The sequence below is a fragment of the Variovorax robiniae genome, from assembly GCF_037889955.1.
GTDB lineage: Bacteria > Pseudomonadota > Gammaproteobacteria > Burkholderiales > Burkholderiaceae_C > Variovorax > Variovorax robiniae.
The window spans coordinates 283,848-303,318 of the sequence record NZ_JBBKZS010000005.1 but is presented as its reverse complement, the minus strand read 5'-3'; the positions used below and the strand labels follow the sequence as shown (position 1 = coordinate 303,318).

Here is a 19,471-nt window from a genome sequence, read left to right as displayed (position 1 = left end):
GGCTGCGCCGCGGGTGGATCGATGAGCGCTCCGGCGGGTCCTGCCCCCACGGCTGCCGCTTCCGTTTCCGTTCCTTCCCATTTCCAGAGTTTCCTGGCCTTCGACTTCGGCCTGAAGCGCACCGGCGTGGCCAGCGGCAACCGGCTGATGCGCAGCGCCACGCCGCAAGCCACGATCAAGGCCGAGGGCGATGCGCGCTTCGCCCATGTCGAAGCCCGCATCCGCGAGTGGCAGCCTGATGCGCTGGTGGTGGGCGTGCCCTACCACCCGGACGGCGCGCCGCATGCAAACACCGCCAAGGCCCAACGCTTCGCGCGCCAGTTGCATGGCCGCTTCAAGCTGCCTGTGTACGAGGTCGATGAGCGCTACAGCACGACCGAGGCGCTGGCCGCCGGCGCCAAGGATGCCGACGCGGCATCGGCCTGCATCATTCTTGAACAATTCCTGAGGAGCCTCCCTTGAGTCAAATTCCTGATGCAGAGGCGCTCTACGTCGACCTGCTGGCCGGCGTGAAAGCGCTGATGCGTGCCGACACCAAGTTGGTCGGCGTGACCTCCGGCGGCGCCTGGCTGGTCGGGCGCCTGCAGAAAGACCTGGGCCTGGCCGGCGCGCCCGGCATCATTTCCTCGGCCATGCATCGCGACGACTTCGCGCGGCGCGGGCTGTCGGCCAGCGCGCAGACGCTGCTGCCCTTCGACGTGAACGGCGCCGACGTGCTGCTGCTCGACGATGTGCTCTACACCGGCCGCACGATCCGCGCGGTGCTCAACGAGCTGTTCGACTTCGGCCGGCCGGCCTGCGTGCGGCTGGCGGTCCTGGTCGATCGCGGCGGGCGGCAATTGCCGGTGGCGGCGGATTTCGCGGCGACGCGGCTCATGCTGCCGGACACGCAACTGCTTGCGCTCGCGCGCGCCGCCGATGGCGCCTTCAGCCTGCAGATCGAAGAAAACAAATGAGCGCAAGGAGGCTCGACTGATGCTCTACAAGCGCAACCCCCAACTCAACAAGCACGGCGAACTGCTGCACCTGCTGTCCATCGAAGGACTGCCCAAGGACACGCTCACGCACATCCTCGACACCGCCGCCAACTTCACCAGCGTGAGCGACCGCGAGGTGAAGAAGGTGCCGCTGCTGCGCGGCAAGAGCGTGTTCAACCTGTTCTTCGAGAACTCGACGCGCACGCGCACCACCTTCGAGATCGCGGCCAAGCGACTCAGTGCGGACGTGATCAACCTGGACATCGCGCGCTCTTCCGCGACCAAGGGCGAGTCGCTGCTCGACACCATCGCCAACCTCAGCGCGATGGCCGCCGACATCTTCGTGGTGCGGCACAGCGAATCCGGCGCGCCCTACCTGATCGCGCAGCACGTCGCGCCGCACGTGCATGTGGTCAACGCAGGCGACGGGCGGCATTCGCACCCGACGCAGGGCCTGCTCGACATGTACACGATCCGGCACTACAAGAAGGACTTCAGCAATCTCACGGTGGCCATCGTCGGCGACGTGCTGCACTCGCGCGTGGCACGGTCCGACATCCATGCGCTGACCACGCTGGGCTGCGCCGAGGTGCGCGTGGTCGGCCCCAAGACGCTGGTACCGGCCGACCTGGCGCCGATGGGCGTGCGCGTCTGCCACACGCTGGAAGAAGGCATCAAGGACTGCGACGTCGTGATCATGCTGCGCCTGCAGAACGAGCGCATGAGTGGCGCGCTGCTGCCCTCGTCGCAGGAGTTCTTCAAGACCTACGGCCTCACGCCCGAGAAGCTGCAACGCGCCAAGCCGGATGCGATCGTGATGCATCCGGGGCCGATCAACCGGGGCGTGGAGATCGACTCCGCCGTGGTCGACGGACAGCAGAGCGTGATCCTGCCGCAGGTCACATTTGGGATCGCCGTTCGCATGGCGGTCATGAGCATCGTCGCAGGCAACGAAGCATGAAGAACATCGTTATTGCAAACGCCCGTGTGCTGGATCCGGCAACGGGCTTCGACGAAACGGCCGACGTCGCCATCTCGAATGGAAAGATCCTCGCCATCAAGGACATTCCGGCCGATTTCAATCCGGAAGTCGGCGTCGAGGCCAGCGGCATGGTTGTGGTTCCCGGTCTGGTCGACCTGGCGGCCCGCCTGCGTGAACCCGGCTACGAGCACGAGGGCATGCTGGCCAGCGAGATGGCCGCGGCCGTCGCGGGCGGTGTGACGAGCCTGGTGTGTCCGCCCGACACCGACCCGGTGCTCGACGAATCGGGCCTGGTCGAGATGCTGAAGCACCGCGCGCAGAAGCTGCAGTGCGCGCGCCTCTTTCCGCTGGGCGCGATCACGCGCGGCCTGTCAGGCGAAGTGCTGACCGAGATGAACGAACTCACCGAGGCCGGCTGCGTCGGCTTCGGCCAGGCCGACGTGCCGCTCAACAGCACCGTGGTGCTGCAACGTGCCCTGCAATACGCGAGCACCTTCGGCTACACGCTGTGGCTGCGTCCGCAGGATCGCGACCTGGGCAAGGGCGTGGCCGCGAGCGGGCCGCTGGCCACGCGGCTGGGGCTGGCCGGCGTGCCGGTGGCGGCGGAAACGATCGCGATCTTCACCATCATCGAGCTGATGCGCAGCACCGGCGCGCGCGTGCACCTGTGCCGCCTGTCGAGTGCCGCAGGCGTGGCGCTGGTGCGCGCGGCGAAGGCCGAGGGGCTGCCGCTGACCTGCGATGTCAGCATCAATTCGCTGCACCTCTGCGACACGGACATCGGCTACTTCGACAGCCGTGCGCGAGTGAATCCGCCCCTGCGCCAGCAGCGCGATCGCGATGCGCTGTCGGCGGCGCTGGCCGACGGCACCATCGATGCGCTGGTGTCCGACCACACGCCGGTCGAGACCGATGCCAAGACACTGCCCTTCGCCGAAGCCGAGGCCGGCGCGACCGGCCTGGAACTGCTGCTGCCGCTGGCGCTGCAGTGGGGCGAACAGAGCGGTGCGGGCATGAAGCGGGCCATCGAGGTCGTGACCTCGGCGCCGGTGCGCATGCTGGGCGCGGATGCCAAGGCCAGCATCGAAGTGGGCGCGGTGGCAGACCTCTGCGTCTTCAACCCGGTCGACGAATGGCAAGTGACGCCGGACAAGCTGAAGAGCCAGGGCAAGCACACGCCCTTCGCCGGCTACGCGATGCGCGGGCGTGTGCGCATGACCCTGGTGGGCGGACGCATCGTCCACCACGCCTGAGGCCACTTCGCCGATGCGCTCGCTCGTCGCCTGCTGGAAGCTGCTGTACGCCATCGCCTATGCCTTCAAGGGCTGGTGCACGATCCGCTTCACCTTCGCGCGGCGCACGCCCGAGGAGCGCGCGAAGTGTGTCCAGGACTGGGCGCGCGGCATGCTGGATGTGTTCGGCATCCAGGTGGTGGTGCAGGGCACGCCGCCGGGGCACGGGCCGATGCTGGTGGTCATCAACCACCTGTCATGGCTGGACATCCTGGCGGTGCATGCGGCGCAGCACGTGCGCTTCGTGGCCAAGTCGAACATCCGGCATTGGCCGATGCTGGGGATGATGTCGGCCGAGGCGGGCACGCTCTTCATCGAGCGCGAACGGCCGCGCGATGCATTGCGGGTGGTGCACCGCATGGCCGAGGCGATGCGCGGCGGCGACCTGATCGCCGTGTTCCCGGAAGGCACGACGGGCGATGGGCGGGAACTGCTGCCCTTTCATGCCAACCTGCTGCAGGCGGCCATCTCCTCGGGCGCGCCGGTGCTGCCGGCGGCGCTGCGTTTCGCGGAGACATCGACCGGTGAGACGAGCTTCGCGCCCAGCTACATCGGCGACGACAGCCTGCTCGACTCGGTCTGGCGCACGTTGTGCGCGCCGCCGCTGACGGCCTTCGTGCGCTTCGGTGAGCCGCAGGCGCCGCAGGGGCGGGATCGGCGGGCGTGGGCGGAAAGCCTGCATGGCGATATCGACGCGCTGCGCCGCCAGACCTTTGCTTCCTGATCGCCCAAAAAAAGCAGCGCCCCGAAGGGCGCTGTTTAACGACGCCGAGGGGCGCCGGGAGGAGGGTAACGAGATCTCCGCGGGGGAGATTCATGAAGATACGTCTCCCCGTGGCCGCGTCTTGCCGGATAAAGGCGCATGGAGACCGTGGGCCGGGGCCTACATCGAAGGTGCAATGAAAAAGGGCCACACCGGGGCGCCCTGCGCATCGATCAGTCGATGGGTTTAGAAAACGGTGACGGGGCCGATCTTCAGGTCCTTGATCCAGTACAGCTTGTCGACGACGTTGTTCTTGTCGCTGAGGTTGAACACCGCTGCGGGCGTCAGGCTGGGGCCCGGCGGATTGGTGTTGTTGGCATTGGGATTGCCGAAGTTGTAGATGCACGCTTTCGGGTAGGCCGTGATCAATGCTTCGAGCGACAGCGGGCCGCCCAGGCTCTTGTCGCCATAGGCTGCGTTCAACAAGATTGCGTTGTCGGGTCCGAGCAGCGGGTTCGCGCCCGAGCGACGCCATTGCGTGCCACCCGGCGTCAGGGCGTAGGTCGTGTAGCCATCGACGTCCGGGCCTGTGGTCTGCATCTCGCTCGGGTACGTCAGCAGGTTGTACCAGGTCAGGCCATCGCAATTCAGGCTGATGGTGACCGTGAGGTAGGAATCCACCATGGTCGTCTCCGGCACGGTGGTGCCCAGCTTCATCTTGAAGCTGGCGTCGGTGAGTTCGCTCAGCTTGACCTGGTGCAGGAAGTTCAGACCGTAGACGGCCTTGTTGCCCTTGATCCCGTTGTTGGCGCTGTTGTTGGACGCCATCGGAGCGGCCGTGGCCCGCAGTTCGATGGCCGGGTTGCCGCTTTCCGTGACCACCGTGACGCGCGCCGCGTTGTCCGAGAAGTCGGAGGAGCAGGCGGGGAGGTTCGCGCCGGTGTGGCTGCAGTCGGCGTCCTTCCAGGTCTTCGGAGCGGCGGGGGCCGGTGGGGGTGGCGGCGGGGGCGGGGGCGGGGGCGTGCTACCGCCATCGCCGGGTGCAGGGGCGGGTGCCGGGGCGCTGCCGCCAGTGTCGGGGGCCGGGGCGGGTGCGGGGGCGCTACCGCCGTTGTCCGGCGCCGGGGCCGGTGCGGGGGCGCTGGCGCCATTGTCGGGCGTGGGAGCCTCAGCGACAGGTGCGGGAGCCTTGGCGACGGGTGCGGGCACTTCGGCAACAGGAGCGGGCGCCACGAAGGCAAAGCCTTGCGAGCCGCCACCGCCGCCGCAACCCGCGAGGGTCAGAGCTGCTGCGGCGGCGATCAGGGAAAGAGCAAGGGACGACGACTTGTTCGCCGGGGTAGGACACGGGGACGACATGGATGAGCAGTTGTTAAATGAATAGAACAAATGTAAATAAACGTATAAAAAAGTAATCGTCACAAATGCGCGGGTCCGGTTTTGAATACGGATGTTTCCCATGCGGGTGTGAGAAAGGTCTCAGGTGCGGGGCGATCTTTCCCAACGACAGGACCTGCGAAAACGCGGAAATGCGTTCTGCCGTAGCCTCCGGACCCATGAATTCCAGCGCCGCGCTTGCCGATTTCGTGCTTCGGCACCCCCGCCTGTTCGTGCTGACCGGTGCGGGCTGCAGCACCGAATCCGGCATTCCGGACTACCGTGACGGCAATGGCGACTGGAAACGCCCGTCACCCGTCACCTACCAGGCTTTCATGGGCGATGAGCTGACGCGGCGGCGCTACTGGGCGCGCAGCATGATCGGGTTCCCGGTCATGGCGGGCGCCCGGCCCGGTGAGGCGCATCGGGCGCTGGCGCAACTGGAAGAGGCCGGCCATGTCGGGCTGCTGCTCACGCAGAACGTCGATGGCCTGCACAGCGCTGCCGGGAGTCGCCGCACCATCGACCTGCACGGGCGCATCGACACGGTGCGCTGCATGGCCTGCGATACCCGCAGCCCGCGCGCGGCGTTGCAGGCGGAATTGCTGGGGCGCAACCCCGCGTGGGCCGGATTCGAGGCGCGCATCGCTCCCGATGGCGATGCCGACCTGGACGGCCGCGATTTCGCACGCTTCGAGGTGCCGGCCTGTCCGGTCTGCGGCGGGGTGCTGAAGCCGGACGTGGTGTTCTTCGGCGAAAGCGTGCCGCCGCAGCGCGTCACGGATGCGCGCGGCGCGCTCGCTGAATGCGACGCGGTGCTGGTGGCCGGTTCATCGCTGATGGTCTATTCGGGATACCGCTTCGTGCAGGCCGCGGCGGCGGCGGGCAAGCCGGTGGCGGCGGTGAACCTGGGGCGCACGCGGGCGGACGACTTGCTGACGCTGAAGGTGCAGGAGCCGGTGGGGGCGGCGCTGGCGGCGCTCATGGCGCGCTTGTCGGCGGGGGTCACGAGCGGTTGAAGCGCAGGCGAACAGCCGTCTTCGAGCCGCCTTAGCCTGGCGGCCTGACGCCGGCACGCACGCGACTGCGTGAGGCGAACGTCTTGTTCAGGCGCGGATCTGCAATGGCGCAAACGACTTCACCAGGTCGTCCAATGCCTTCAACTGCGTGAGGAAAGGCTCCAATTGGTCCAGCGGCAGCGCACTGGGACCGTCGCATTTCGCCTGCGCCGGATCCGGATGCGCTTCGAGGAAGAGGCCCGCCAGGCCCACCGCCAGGCCCGCACGCGCCAGTTCGGCGACCTGCTCGCGCCGCCCGCCGGAGGCGGCAGCGTTCGCCTCGCGTTGCTGGAGCGCGTGGGTCACGTCGAAGATGACCGGCAGGTTACCGGTGACCTTTTTCATCACGCCGAACCCCAGCATGTCCACGACAAGGTTGTCGTAGCCGAATTGGGTCCCGCGATCGCACAGGATGACGGAAGCGTTCCCCGCCTCCCGGAGCTTCTCGACGATGTTGAGCACCTGCGGCGGGCTCAGGAACTGGGGCTTCTTGATGTTGATGACCTTGCCGGTCCTGGCGAGCGCGACGACCAGGTCGGTCTGGCGGGCGAGGAACGCGGGGAGTTGCAGCACATCCACCACCTCGGCCACCGGCTTGGCCTGCCAGGGCTCGTGCACGTCGGTGAGAAGCGGCACGCCGAACTCCGCCTTGACGGCTTCGAAGATCTTCAGGCCCTCTTCCAGCCCAGGGCCCCGGTAGGAATGGATAGAAGAGCGGTTGGCCTTGTCGAAGCTTGCCTTGAAGACGTAGGGGATGCCGAGCTTTCGCGTCACCCGGACGTACTCCTCGGCCGAACGCAGGGCCATGTCCTTCGACTCGAGGACGTTCACGCCGCCGAACAGGACAAAGCCGTTGCTGTTGCTGACGTGGATGGCGGGGTTGATGGCGACGGTGGTCAAGACGGACTCTCCTGTGGTGTAGCCCTCATTTTCGCGGTTTGGATTCCGGCCCGGGATCACGCAGGTTCGTGGGATCGCCGTGGGCCTCGTTGAGCGCGACGGCTTCCTGGACCAGACTGAGCACGGTGGCTTGCGCCAGCGGCGTTTGCTCCACGAGTTCCAGCGTGGCCATCTCGTACTTTCCGCCGGGCTTCAACCGCGGCTCGATACCGCGCAGATGCCGGCCGCGCCAGAAGCCCAGCAAGACGCGCTTCTCCTCTGCGCGAATGAGCAGCACCGGTCCGTTCGAGAAGTACACCAGGTGGCCCCACTTGATCGCTTCCTGCAGGGGCGCGGCATCGACGACGGTCGATCGCAAGGCTTGCGCGTAACGTTGTTGCCAGCCGGCGAGTGCGGCAATGTATGCGTCGGGGCTCTCGGCAGGCGGCGACTTCTTCATGGAGGCGCGCGATCAAGCCAGCGCTTCCAGCAATGCCGCATCGACTTCCGCCGGTCGCCGGCTCGCTTGCGCGAGTTGGGTGGCGAAGTCACGCGGAGGGTCGTCGTGGTGCGTCGCGTCGGCGCGGGTGCCGTTGGCTGGCCGCTGCGGCGCGGCGGTAGCGCGCTGCTGCAATTGGTCGGCGCCGGTGTCGACGTCCACGGTGTGCGTGTGCGACTCGCCGCTGCGGCGGAGCACGGTGATGCGCAGGCCGATCATCTCGGTGCCGGCCGGGGCCTCGATGAGGATCAGGCCGCTCGCGTCCACACGGATCCAGGGCGGCAGCGGGCGGCCGTCGGCGAGGGTGACGTCGACGCGCTGGATCGGCGAGCGGCCGGTGTCGAGGGTGTCGTCCACGCCGATCCAGATCTGCCGGCCGCGGGTCTGCATCTCCAGGACCACGTCGGTGCGGCCCGGCGCGGCCATCAGGCGCAGCGAGGAGCCGCTGCCGAGCGCGGCGAAGTCGAGACGGTCCGTGTCGCTCGCGCGTGCACCGAGTCCGCCGAAGCGCTCGCCGAGGCCGCCGTTGCCACCGGCCGCATGCGAGATGGCGTTGTAACCCGCGGGCGAGCCGAGCGCCAGTTCGTCGCCGGTCAGGTGGGTGCCGTTGAGCGAGGCCAGGTCGTTGACTGCGTTGAGGATCACGTTGTCGGAGCCCAGCAGCGTGGAGACGCCGATGTTGCCCAGGTCGGCGACGGCGCCCAGCACCGCGCCGCTCACGCTGCCCATCGGGGCCGGGGTCGGGCTGCCCTGCGCGGCGTCGCCCGGGGCGTAGACGAACACGAAGCTGGCGTTGACCGGGGCATCGCCCAGGGGCGCGGGCGGCTGCGGCTGCGGCTGCGCGATCACGTCGAGCGACAGTTCGCCGGTGGCGGTGCCGCCTTCGCCGTCGCTCACGGTGAAGCTGGTCTTGGGCAGGGGGCCGGAGAAGCCGTTGTCGGGCACGAAGCTGTAGCTGCCGTCGGGGTTGATGGTGAGCACGCCGACGCCGGGGATGTTGGCCGGGGTGCCGGCCGGGATCGGGCCGGGGACGCCATCGACGGTGAAGCTGGTGATGACCAGGTCGTCGCCATCGATGTCGGTGGCGCCGGCCAGCAGGCCGGAGTCCGCGTCCACGATGATGGCGCCGCCCAGCGATGAGCCGCCGCCATTGCCGACGGCCGGCACATCGTTGACTGGCGTGACGCTCAGCGCCAGGGTGCCAGTGCGGGCGGTGCTGCCGTCGCTCATGGTGTAGCTGACGGCCGGCACCGGGCCGTTGTAGTCGGGCGCGGGCACGAAGGCGTAGCTGCCGTCCGCGTTGATCGTGAGCACGCCGATGCCGGCGATGTTCGCGGACGCCCCTGGGGCGAACGAACCCAGGCCGGCGACGCTGTAGTCGGTGATGGCGAGTGCATCGCCGTCGGCATCGCTGTCGTTGGCCAGCAGGCCGGTGGCGGCGGGCACGGAGAGGGGCGTGTCTTCGTCGGTCACCGCGACGTCGGCCTGCGTGACGGGCGGTGTGTTCGGCACTGCGTTGAAGCTCAGCGTGGCGGTGCCGGTCGCGTTGCCATCGCTGACGATGTAGCTGGCCGGCGGCACTGGGCCGTCGTAGCCGGGCGCCGGAGTGAAGACGAAGCCACCATCGGCGTTGATGACCAGCGTGCCGATGGGCTGGCCGGTGCCACTGGTCAGCTTGGCCGTGGTGCCTGGCGCAAAGGCTTCTGGCGTGCCGTCGCCATTGGCATCCACGGTGAACTGGGTGACGGCGAGCGCATCCAGGTCGATGTCGAAGTCGGCGCCGGCATCGGCCGGCGTGCCGGTGATGACGTTGCCGGTCACCGGCGTGTTCGGCGCGGTGGCGAAGGGGCCGTCGTTGGCGGCGACCGGTGCATCGTTGACCGGGGTGACGGTGATCGCGATGGTGTCGCCGTCGCCGAGGATCGGCGCGCCGGTGTCCGTCGACACGATGCTGAGCGAGTCGCTGCCGTTGAAATTGGCATGGCCCTGGTAGCGCAGCGTGGCGAGTGCGGCGTTGATCTGCGCCTGCGTGCCGGCCAGCGTCAGGGTGTTGCTCCCATTGGCGCCAGCGCTGACGGTGGCGCCGCCGGCGAGGTCGACGGTCAGCGTGCCGTTGGCGACAGTCAGTTGCGTGGTCGCGAGGTTGCCGTCCAGGTCGTCGACGCTGATGAGCGCGGCGCCGGTGAAGGCGAGCGGCGTGTCTTCATTCACCACTTGCGGGCCCGGCACCGTGTGCACCGGTGCATCGTTGACCGGCGTGATGTTGATCGTGGCTGTGTCGGCGTCGGTCAGTGGCCCTCCGACGCCGGTGTTGCCGCCGTCGTTGGTGAGCAGGGTGAGCGTGACCGCGCCGTTGGCGTCCGGCACCGGCGTATATGTCGGTGCGGCGGCGGAGGCCAGGTACGCATTGATGTCGGCCAGCGTGCCGCTGAGCGTGAGGGACGCGCTGCCGCTGTTGGCGACCGTGACGCCCGCGCCGTTGGCCGCTGTCAGCGTGCCGCTGTCCACGCCGAGTTGCACGGTGATCGTGCCGGCGGCGGCATCCACGTCGGCGACGGCCAGGCCTGTGAGCGCGACCGCCGTGTCCTCGTTGGTGGTCCAGCCGGCCGCGGGCAGCGTGTTGATCGGCGCGTCGTTGACCGGATTGATCGTGATGAGGGCGGTGTCGGTGTCGGTGAGCGGGCCACCGGTGCCGGTGTTGCCGTTGTCGTTGGTGAGCATCGTCAGCGTGACGGTGCCGTTGGCGTCGGCGGCAGGATGGTAGACGGGCGCCGCGGCCGAGGCCAGGTAGAGGTTGATGCCGATGAGCCGCCCGGTCAGCGTGATCGACGAGGTGCCCGAGTTGGTCACCGTGATGTTGCCGAAGTCGTTGGCCGTGAGCGTGCCGGCGTCCACGCTGAGTTGCACGCTGATGATGCCGAGGCCCGCGTCCACGTCGGCGATGGAGAGGCCGGTGAGGGCGATGGCCGTGTCTTCATTCGTGGTCCAGCCGGCGGCGGGCAGGGTGTTGACCGGCGGGTCGTCCTGCGCGCCGACGTTGATGGCGACGGTGGTCGTGTCCAGGTCGCGTTGCGCGCCGCCCGCGCCGGTGTTGCCCAGGTCGTCGGTGACCATCGTCAGGACGAAGCCGCCGGTGGCGTTCAGCGCGGGCGTGTAGACCGGCGCCTCGAGGGACGCGAGGTAGGCGTTGATGTCGGGCAGCGTGCCGGTGAAGAGGATCGTGGCGGTGCCGGAGCCGGTGACGGCGACGTTGCCTGCGTTGTTCGCGCTCAGCGTGCCGGAGTTCACCGACAACTGCACGGTGACGATGCCCAGGCCCGCATCGATGTCCAATGCGGAGATGCCAGTGAGCACGACGGGCACGTCCTCGTCGGTGGTCCATCCGGCCAGCGGCAGGGTGTTGACGGGTGCGTCGTTGATGGCGACGACGTTGATGAGCGCGGTGTCGCTGTCGGTCAGCGGGCCGCCGGCGCCGCTGTTGCCGGCGTCGCTGGTGATCATGCTGAGCGTGACCGGGCCGCTGGCTTCGGGCACCGGCACATAGACCGGCGCGGCGGCCGAGGCGAGATAGGCGTTGATGTCGGCGACGGTGCCGCTGAGCACGATGCTGGCCGTGCCGGAACCCGCGACCGTGACGCCCGTGCCATTCGCGGCGGTGAGCGTGCCGGTGGTGACGCTCAACTGCACGGTGATGGGGCCGGCGGCCGAATCTACGTCGGTGACGGCGATGCCTGTGAGTGGGAGCGTGGTGTCTTCGTTGGTGGTCCAGCCTGTGGCGGGCAGCGTGTTGACGGGGGCGTCGTTGATCGGGTTGACCGTGATCTGGATTGTGTCGCTGTCGGTGAGGGCGGGCGCGCCGCCATCGGTCGAGAGCACGGTGAGCGTGTCGGTGCCGTTGAAGTTCGCATTGCCCTGGTAGCTGAGCGTGGCGAGGGCCGCGTTGATCTGGGCTTGTGTGCCGGACAGCGTGAGCGTGGCGGAGCCGCTGGCGCCGGCGCTGATGGTGGCACCGCCAGGCGTGACGGTCAGCGTGCCGCTGTTCACGCTGAGTTGCGTGGTCGCGAGGTTGCCATCCACGTCGTTGACGCTGATCGTGGCCGCGCCGGTGAAGGCCAGGGGCGTGTCTTCGTTGACGGCCTGCGCGCCGGGCACGGTGTTGACCGGCGCGTCGTTCACCGGCGTGACGTTGATCAGCACGGTGTCGGTGTCCGAGAGCGGCGTGCCGTCGCTGTCGGTGGAGACGATGGTCAGCGTGTCGGTGCCGTTGAAGTCCAGCAGGCCCTGGTAGGTCAGGGTGGCCAGGGAGGCGTTGATGAAGGCCTGCGTGCCGGACAAGGTGATGGAGCCGGTGCCGAGGGCACCCCCGACGACCGTGGCGCCACCGGGTGTCAGGTTGAGCGTGCCGTGGGCCACGCTGACGCGGGTGGTGGCGATGTTGCGGTCCACGTCGTTGACGCTGATGAGTGCGGGTCCGGTGAAGGCGAGCACCGTGTCTTCATCGACGGTCTGCGCACCGGGCACGGTGTTGACTGGTGCATCGTTGGCGCCGTTGATCGTCACCACCAGTTGCGCCGTGGCCACGTCGCCGTCGGCGTCGGTGACCTGGTAGGTGAAGGTGTCTGTGAGCGACTGGCCTGTGCCGAGTGCGTCGACGAAGGGGTTGGCGTTGTCCAGCGTGTAGACCCAGCTGCCATCGGCCTGCATGGTGACGCTGCCGAAGTTGCCTGCGACGGGTGCCGCCACGTTGCCCGCTGCGGGCGTCAGGCCGGCGACGATGCCGGTGGTGGTGACGCCGTCGGCGCCCGGAACATCGTTGGTCTCGACATTGCCGGTCACGGTGTTGGGCGCGGCGTTCTCGGTGATGGCGGCGGCATCGCCGGTGGCGGTGGGCACGTCGTCGACGATCTCGATGGCCAGGGTCTTCGGGAAGGCGGCGGTGTTGTTGCCCACCGAGTCTGTCAGCGAGAGGTTGATGGTGTCGATGACGTTGCCGGCCGTGTGGTCGGCGGCGCTCGTCAGCGTGAAGCGATAGTCGAGCGTGCCGGTTGCCACATCGAAGCCGATGACCTGCAGCGTGCCATGCGCCATCGCGATCGCGGCCGATGGCGCGGCGGGCGTGAACGCCTGCAGTTCCGCAGTGGTGAAGGTGGTGCTGCCGATGGTTAGCGTGGCGAGCGGGAACTGCGGCGTGACGATGGCGAAGGTGCCCGCGAGCACGGTCGTGACGCCGGTGGTGGACACGGTGACGTGGCCGTTGGGCACGACGATGTCCTGCGCGGTGCCGGGTGTGAGCACGGTGCCGTTGATCGAGTACACGCTGAGGGTGTCGCCGTCCACGTCGGTGTCGTTGGCGGCCAGCGTCATCGGCAGGGGCGTGTCTTCGTTGGTCACCAGCGTGTCGTCGACAGCCACCGGCGGGTTGTTGGCGGGCGTGACGACGATGGTCGCGACGGCATCGGGCGAAGCGAGGGCCGTGCTGTCGGTGAGCGTGAAGGTCAGCGTCCGGCTGCCTTCGGTGGCATGCGGCAGGGTGTCTCTGTAGGTGATGCCGCGCACCAGCAAGGCGAGGTCGGCCGGCGTCATCACGCCGCCGCCATTGCGCGTGATGGTGAAGCCGTCCGCGACCGTGTAGGCGATGAGGAAGGGCGTGGTGCCGGCGCTCGCGGTCTGCGTGCTGTTGGCGTTCAGCGCGAAGTCCTTGCCGCCGATGTTCACGATCTCGTTGGCGCCGTCCAGGGTGCCGGCCACCGCGATGTGCAGGCTGGCCAGGTCGTTCTCCTGCACGTCGTTGATGCCCGCGGTGGCGGTGGCGATGTTCACGGGCGGCTGGCCGTCGCTGTAGTTCACCGTGTTGTTGCGTGCGGTGTCGCTGCCGATGGCGGGCGAGTTGAGGTCGATGAAGGGGGTGTTGGCGGCGTCGCGGAAGTCGAAGTCGGCGGTCATCGGCACCGCGCTCGCGCCGCCTGCTCCGGCATCGGCGTCGCTGTCCAGCAGGTTGATCGTGGTGCCGGTGAGGTTGGCGCCGGTCACCACGTAGCCGTTGTTGACGACCGGGCCTTCGAAGATGTCGAGCAGGCCGTCGCCGTCGGTGTCGGTACTGCTGGTGATCGAGGTCGGGCGGCCGTCGCCGCGCTCGGCGATGTCGGGCGTGCCGTCGTTGTCGCTGTCGGGGTCGAGGACGTCAGGGATCGCATCGGGCACCGCGGCGGTGGCGTCGGTGTTGACCGGCACGAGGCCCACGCTGCGGTCCGCACCGGCGGTGTTGGCGTCGTAGTTGTCGTCGAGGCCGTCGCCGTCCGCATCGACCATCGCCGCGCCTTGACCTGAAGGCGCGATGTAGGCCGCCGAGGCCTGCGCTTCCACGTTGTCCGTGATGCCGTCGTTGTCGCTGTCCAGGTCGAGGCGGTCGGGCACGCCGTCGCCATCGGTGTCGATGTCGACCGCGCCGACGGCGACGATCTCCCCGACGGAAATGCCGGGGTTGCTTCCGTTGGTGCGGGATCTGACATTGACGAATTCCACGCGAGAAACGCCGTTCAGCCCCGGCAACGCGATCGTGAAGGGGCGGCCCGCTGCACCCTCGGGAATCGAATCGTCCGCCGCGTAGGCCGTGCTGCTGTAGAGCAGTTGGTTGTTGGCGTCGTACACGTTGATCGTGCCGATCGCACCCATCGACTCGCCGTCGGTGATGTTGTTGCCGCCGTTGTTGTAGATCTGGATCGCCCGCACGCCGTCGGTGGGCTGCGCGAAGCTGAAGGTCATCAGCGCGATGGTGATGTCGTCCGTCAGGTAGTAGTTGGCGGGCGTGGTGATGCCGTCGTTGATCATGGTGATCGGTTGCGCTGCGACGGGCGTCGCCGTGGAGGTCGCGGTGCTGAAGCTCACCGATACCGGCGAGGATTCGTTGACGTCCAGGATGCCGTCGTTGTCGTCGTCGATGTCCGCGCTGTCGGGCGAGCCGTCGCCGTCGCCGTCGGCGAGGATGGTGATGGTGGCGATGTCGGTGTCGGTCAGTGCGCCGCCGGTGCCGGTGTTGCCGCCGTCGTTGGTCAGCATGGTCAGCGTGACGTCGGCGGTGGAACCGGCCGCGGGCACGAAGAGCGGCGCAGCAGCCGAGGCCAGGAATGCGTTGATGCTGGCCAGCGTGCCGGTCAGCGACAACGAGGCGGTGCCCGATCCCGTTACCGTGACGCCCGCGCCCGAGGTGCCGGTGAGCGTGCCGCTTGTCACGCTCAAGGTCACGCTGATCTCGCCGGTTTCCACATCCGGGTCGGCCACGGAAAGCCCCGTGAGCGCAAGGCTCTGGTCCTTGCCCGTGCCATAGGTCGGGGGCAGCGTGTTGACGGGCGGATCATTGGCTTTCTCGACCAGCACGTTGGCAATGGCGGTGTTCGAGTTCGAGGTGCCGTCATTGACCGTCACCGCGATGTCGCGCAGGCCCGCAGGCGGGTCTTGCGAGGTGCTCTGGAAGTAGACGTTCTGGATCGCGCTGTCGTAGGCCGCCTTGGTCGCGCTGCCGGTGAGCGTGAGCGTGAAGGTGGCCGCGTCATAGCTGGCCGTGATGCCCGCGGGCAGGGCACCCTGCACCAGCAGTTCGTCGCCCGCTTCGGCATTGGTGATGACCAACCGCGCCGACACCATGTTGGCGCTGTCGGCGTCGGTGATGAGCGGCGTCGGCGCGACGGCCACGGCGGGACCGTCCTCGGTCCATGTGGTCTGCGTGGCACTGGAGATCTGGTGCACCTGCACGTCGTCCACGATCAGGCCTTCGCCATCGCCGGGCAGCGGGTTGGCACCGCTGCCGCTGGCGCTGCCGGTGGAGGTGATGCGCACCACCGTGGACGTGCTGGTCGCGGTGAAGCTGATGCTGTAGGTGGTCCACACGGAGGTCGTGACGAAGGGCAGCACCTTCACGCCGTCGATGGAGGCATAGCCGCTGTCCCCGACATGGCCGGCCCGGTTCACCGCGATGAAGGAGAGCCGGTAGGTCTCGCCGACGATGGTGGGCACCGAGGTCTCGTCCCATGTCTCGGCGGTCTCGGGCGTGTTGGCGCTGCCTTCCACTTCCATGACGCGGGTGCCGTCGGGTGTCGCGGGCACGCCGTAGAAGGCGGACGGATTGGTCTCGACGCCGCCGGTGTTGCTGGTCCAACCGGCGCTGCCGCTTTCGAAGGAGCCGTTCGTCAGCAGGTTGGTGGTGAGCGTGATGACGGGCGGGTCGTCCACTGCGGTCACCACGATGTTGATCGTGTCGGTGTCGGTCTTCGCGCCACCGGTGCCGGTGTTGCCCGCGTCGTCGCTCACCATCGTGAGCACGGCGGTGCCGCTGAATTCGGCGGGCGGGGAATAGACCGGTGGCGTGGCAGCCAGCCAGGCCGTGATGTCGGCCGCGGTGCCGGTCAGCAGGATGGAGGTGGTGCCGTTGCCGCCGACCGTCACGCCGTTGCCGGCGAAGGCGGTGAGGAAGCCGTTGGGTACCGAGAGTCGCACCGTGATGTTGGCCGCGCCCGCATCCACGTCGCTGACGGAAAGGCCCGTGAGCGTTTGCTGCGTGTCTTCCGGTGCGGTCCAGCCCGCGGCCGGGAAGCCGTTGACGGGCGGATCGTTCACCGCGCTCACGGCGATCGACAGCGTGTCCGTGGCGATCGAGAAGGCCGTGGTGCCGCCGTTCGGCGTGGTGTTGGCCTTGCTGCCCAGCGTGCCGCTGGTCGCGTCCCACGCGCGGAAGGTCAGCACCGGGTCGACGGTGCCGGTGAAGTTGGCGTTCGGCCGGAAGCAGATGCGCGAGTTGCTCGGCGACGACAGCAACAGCGCACTCGCGTCCGACACCGCACCCATCACCTGCCAACTGCTGCCGCCGTTGGTGGAGTAGTACCAGGTGCCGTTGGTCGCATCGGCGCCGGTGATGGCCATGCCCTTGATCGGCGCGGGCGTCACGTCGATGTCGGTCACGTTGGTGGTCAACAGCGAAGACACCGCGACGCCCGCGGCGCCGGTCGGCACCACGCCGCTGTCTTCCACCATGCCGGGCATCGCAAGCACCGGCGTCGGGTCCAGCACCGGCGCATCGTTGACGGGCGTGACCACGATGGCGCTGGTGTCGCTGTCGGTCTGCGCTGCGCCGGGTGCGCCGTCGTTGGTGAGCATGGTGAGCGGCACCGAGCCGTTGAAGTTGGGCACCGGCGTGTAGACCGGCGCGCTTGCGGCGAGGAAGGCGTTGATGTTGGCCAGCGTGCCGCTGAGCGTGAGCGAGGTGGTGCCGCCGCCGGTGACGGTGACGCCGCCGCCCGCCGTCGCGTTCAGCGTGCCACTGCCCACGGTGAGCGCGATGCTGTAGGTGTCGGTGGCGCCTGCATCGGTGTCCGTCACCGACAGCCCGGTGAGCGCGACGTCGGTGTCCTCCGGCGTGGTGAAACTCGCGGGCAGCGTGTTGCCTGGCGCGAGGTTGGAGGACAGCACGTCCACCGCCACCGTGTCGAAGACGATCGAGAAGGCATGCGTTCCGCCATTGGCATTGGTGTCGACGCGCGTGCCGTTGACGCCGGTGGTCTGGTCCCAGGCCCGGAAGGTGAAGCCGTTGTCGACCCGGCCACCGAACTCACCATCCGATTGCAGGTAGATGCGCGAGTTGTCGGCCGCGAGCAGCAGCGAGGTGGAGTACGAGATCGCACCGAACCTGGACCAGTTCGCGCCGTTGTCGATGCTGTACCACCAGGTGCCGAGTGTGGTGTCGAGGGTGTTGATGGCAATGCCCTTGACCGCGCCGGCGTCCTGGTCCGTGATGTTGATGTCGTTGGCGATGTCCGTCACCGCCAGGCCCACCGCACCCACCGGTGGATCGAGGCTGTCGGCCAGCGGCACCACGCCATCGACCCGCAGGTTGCTCAGCACCGGCGCATGGTTGGTCGACTCCGCCAGCGTGATCGGCAGCGAGGTGCTGTTGACGACCGGCGAGTTGGCATCGGTCGATTGCACATCGATGGCCCCGGTGCCGAAGAAGTCCACATTGCCGGTGTAGGTCAGGCCGTTGAGGGCCGCGTTGACGGCACTGCGCGTGCCGCTGAAGCTCAGCGTCGCGTCCTGCAGGCCATCGCCCGAGGTGAAGCTCAGGCCGGTGGTGTCGGTCAGGTTCATCGTGCCGCCGGTGGCGGTGAGCGTGACGGTGATGATCGGCTCGACGCCCGTGGGATCGATGCCATCCACGTCCACCACCTGGATCGCATTGGCGCCGGATAGCACCAGCGTGCCTGCCTGCTGCATGGACTGCGCGGCCGGCATCTGGTTGAAGGAGCCGGCCACGTCCACATCGCCGACCAGCAACGACATCAGCGCAGCGCCATCGGGCTGCGGACTCGTCGCCGTGAAATGGATCGCACTCGTGAAGCTGCCCTGCACGCGCACCGCCACGCCATCGCTGGCCAGGTTGCCGCCGGTGGCAAAGCTCAACTGGTTGCCAGTGACGGTGGCCGTCACGCCGTTCTGCTGGAGGATGACGAGGCCAGTGACGCCGGGGTCGGTGAAGGTGAAGACCGAGCCCGCATCGCCGCCCGAGATCAGGATGACCGGGTCGATGAGCGTCACTGCATTGCCCGACGCATGCGTGAAGCCGATGGTGTTGGTGGCCGCCCCACCCAGCGATGACACGTCGACCGTGGTTGCGTCATTGATGGAGCCGGCATTGACGGCGCCGGCCGCCACGGCAGAGGTGGCGGCGATGGTCGACCAGTCGGCCGTCTGCGTGACCGCGCCATCGCCGGGGCCGTCGAAGGCATTGAGCGTGAAGTCGATGGTGCGTGCGATGCCGCCGGTCGCGGTCTGCGTGACGGTGGCGGTGTTGGTGCCATCGGCCGTGGTGTCGGTGGGCGACCAGACGGTGATGGCGCTCGGGCCCGGCACCAGCAGGTGGTTCCATTCCGGCGCGGCGAGTGCCTGCGCATCGATGGTGCCGATGTGCAGTTCCAGTTGCCAGTCGCCGCCCAAGCGCCCTGTGCCGGTGAGGTCGGTGGAGGCGGCGATGTCGGCCTGCGTGAGGCTGCCCAGCATCTGCGCGGCGAACAGGCCGTCGGCGCCCGCGCCGAAGTCGCAGGCATAGAGCAGGATGTCGCCGTCGGGCGTGAGCGTGCGGCCGATGGCAGCGAGTTCATCGCGGTAGGCGCCCTGCATCGTGGCGGTGGTCAGCGTCGCGGTGCCGAGGTCGGCCACGCCTTCGCTGCCATGGCCGACGATGTGGATGGCGCTGATGCCGGTGCGCCCCTGCAGGGCCTGTGCGATGTCCTTCACGCCGTCGGTGCCGGGCTCGATGTAGTGGACCTCGGCATTCGCGGGCAATGCGGCGACCAGTTGCTGCGTGTCGGGCAGGGCGGCGTCGATGAAGTAGACGGCGGGGCCATGGGGGGCGACGGCGGGCGGCGTGACGGACGGCGGCGCCATGGCATGGGCCAGTGCTTGCACCAGCGCGGCCTCGGCCTGCATGTCGTGGACCGCTTGCACCGCGAGCGCCTGCATGTCGGCCTGATGCTGCATCGCAGTGGCCGCTGCCGCGGCGTCCAGCAGCACGCGCGGCTCCAGCGCCTGGAGGTGCAGCGGTGCCGCCAGATCGGCGGAAGGGCGCGACCAATCGACTTCGGCGTGATGCCTCGCCTGGGTATTGCGCTTGAACATGGCAGTGTCCTTTCCTTCCTGTCCTTGCCGCTTGCGCGGTGCC

10 protein-coding genes are annotated in these 19,471 nt (G+C 68.3%); 6 read left to right on the top strand and 4 right to left on the bottom strand.

Annotated elements, in window-relative coordinates:
• Nucleotides 1-21: 21 nt before the first annotated feature.
• Genes ruvX through WKW79_RS14725 form a run of 5 tightly spaced genes read left to right on the top strand, consistent with a single transcriptional unit; the run spans nucleotide 22 to nucleotide 3,975 of the window.
• Entirely contained in the window at nucleotides 22-462 is a 441-nt protein-coding gene (gene ruvX / locus WKW79_RS14745; RefSeq protein ID WP_340335915.1) for a Holliday junction resolvase RuvX, read from the top strand.
• The gene (gene pyrR / locus WKW79_RS14740; RefSeq protein WP_340335914.1) at nucleotides 459-956 is read left to right on the top strand and encodes a bifunctional pyr operon transcriptional regulator/uracil phosphoribosyltransferase PyrR; all 498 of its coding nucleotides are present in this window, start codon (nucleotides 459-461) and stop codon (nucleotides 954-956) included. The genes ruvX and pyrR overlap by 4 nt, the downstream gene beginning before the upstream one ends.
• Before the next feature lie 19 nt (nucleotides 957-975).
• Nucleotides 976-1,938 (top strand): aspartate carbamoyltransferase catalytic subunit, encoded by a 963-nt coding sequence (locus WKW79_RS14735; protein WP_340335913.1) that lies wholly within the window; start codon nucleotides 976-978, stop codon nucleotides 1,936-1,938.
• Nucleotides 1,935-3,212, top strand: coding sequence for a dihydroorotase (locus tag WKW79_RS14730; RefSeq protein WP_340335912.1), 1,278 nt, complete (start codon nucleotides 1,935-1,937; stop codon nucleotides 3,210-3,212). Before WKW79_RS14735 ends, WKW79_RS14730 begins: the two co-directional genes overlap by 4 nt.
• 13 nt (nucleotides 3,213-3,225) lie before the next feature.
• Entirely contained in the window at nucleotides 3,226-3,975 is a 750-nt protein-coding gene (locus tag WKW79_RS14725) for a lysophospholipid acyltransferase family protein (protein WP_340335911.1), read from the top strand.
• A gap of 225 nt (nucleotides 3,976-4,200) precedes the next feature.
• On the opposite strand, the gene WKW79_RS14720 is transcribed toward WKW79_RS14725, so the two are convergent.
• Nucleotides 4,201-5,187, bottom strand: a complete 987-nt coding sequence (locus tag WKW79_RS14720) for a hypothetical protein (protein ID WP_340335910.1) — start codon at nucleotides 5,185-5,187, stop codon at nucleotides 4,201-4,203.
• 296 nt (nucleotides 5,188-5,483) lie between these two features.
• Between WKW79_RS14720 and WKW79_RS14715 the strand changes: the two genes are divergently transcribed.
• On the top strand, nucleotides 5,484-6,350 hold the full coding sequence (locus WKW79_RS14715; RefSeq protein ID WP_340335909.1) for an NAD-dependent protein deacetylase: 867 nt from the start codon (nucleotides 5,484-5,486) through the stop codon (nucleotides 6,348-6,350).
• A gap of 87 nt (nucleotides 6,351-6,437) precedes the next feature.
• Here WKW79_RS14715 and kdsA read toward each other — a convergent pair whose 3' ends face one another.
• Genes kdsA through WKW79_RS14700 form a run of 3 tightly spaced genes read right to left on the bottom strand, consistent with a single transcriptional unit; the run spans nucleotide 6,438 to nucleotide 19,428 of the window.
• A complete protein-coding gene (gene kdsA, locus WKW79_RS14710) occupies nucleotides 6,438-7,289 on the bottom strand; it encodes a 3-deoxy-8-phosphooctulonate synthase (protein WP_340335908.1) in 852 nt (283 codons plus the stop codon).
• Between the two features lie 25 nt (nucleotides 7,290-7,314).
• Nucleotides 7,315-7,728, bottom strand: coding sequence for a DUF1801 domain-containing protein (locus tag WKW79_RS14705; RefSeq protein ID WP_340335907.1), 414 nt, complete (start codon nucleotides 7,726-7,728; stop codon nucleotides 7,315-7,317).
• Between the two features lie 12 nt (nucleotides 7,729-7,740).
• Nucleotides 7,741-19,428 (bottom strand): tandem-95 repeat protein, encoded by an 11,688-nt coding sequence (locus WKW79_RS14700; protein WP_340335906.1) that lies wholly within the window; start codon nucleotides 19,426-19,428, stop codon nucleotides 7,741-7,743.
• Nucleotides 19,429-19,471: the final 43 nt, after the last annotated feature.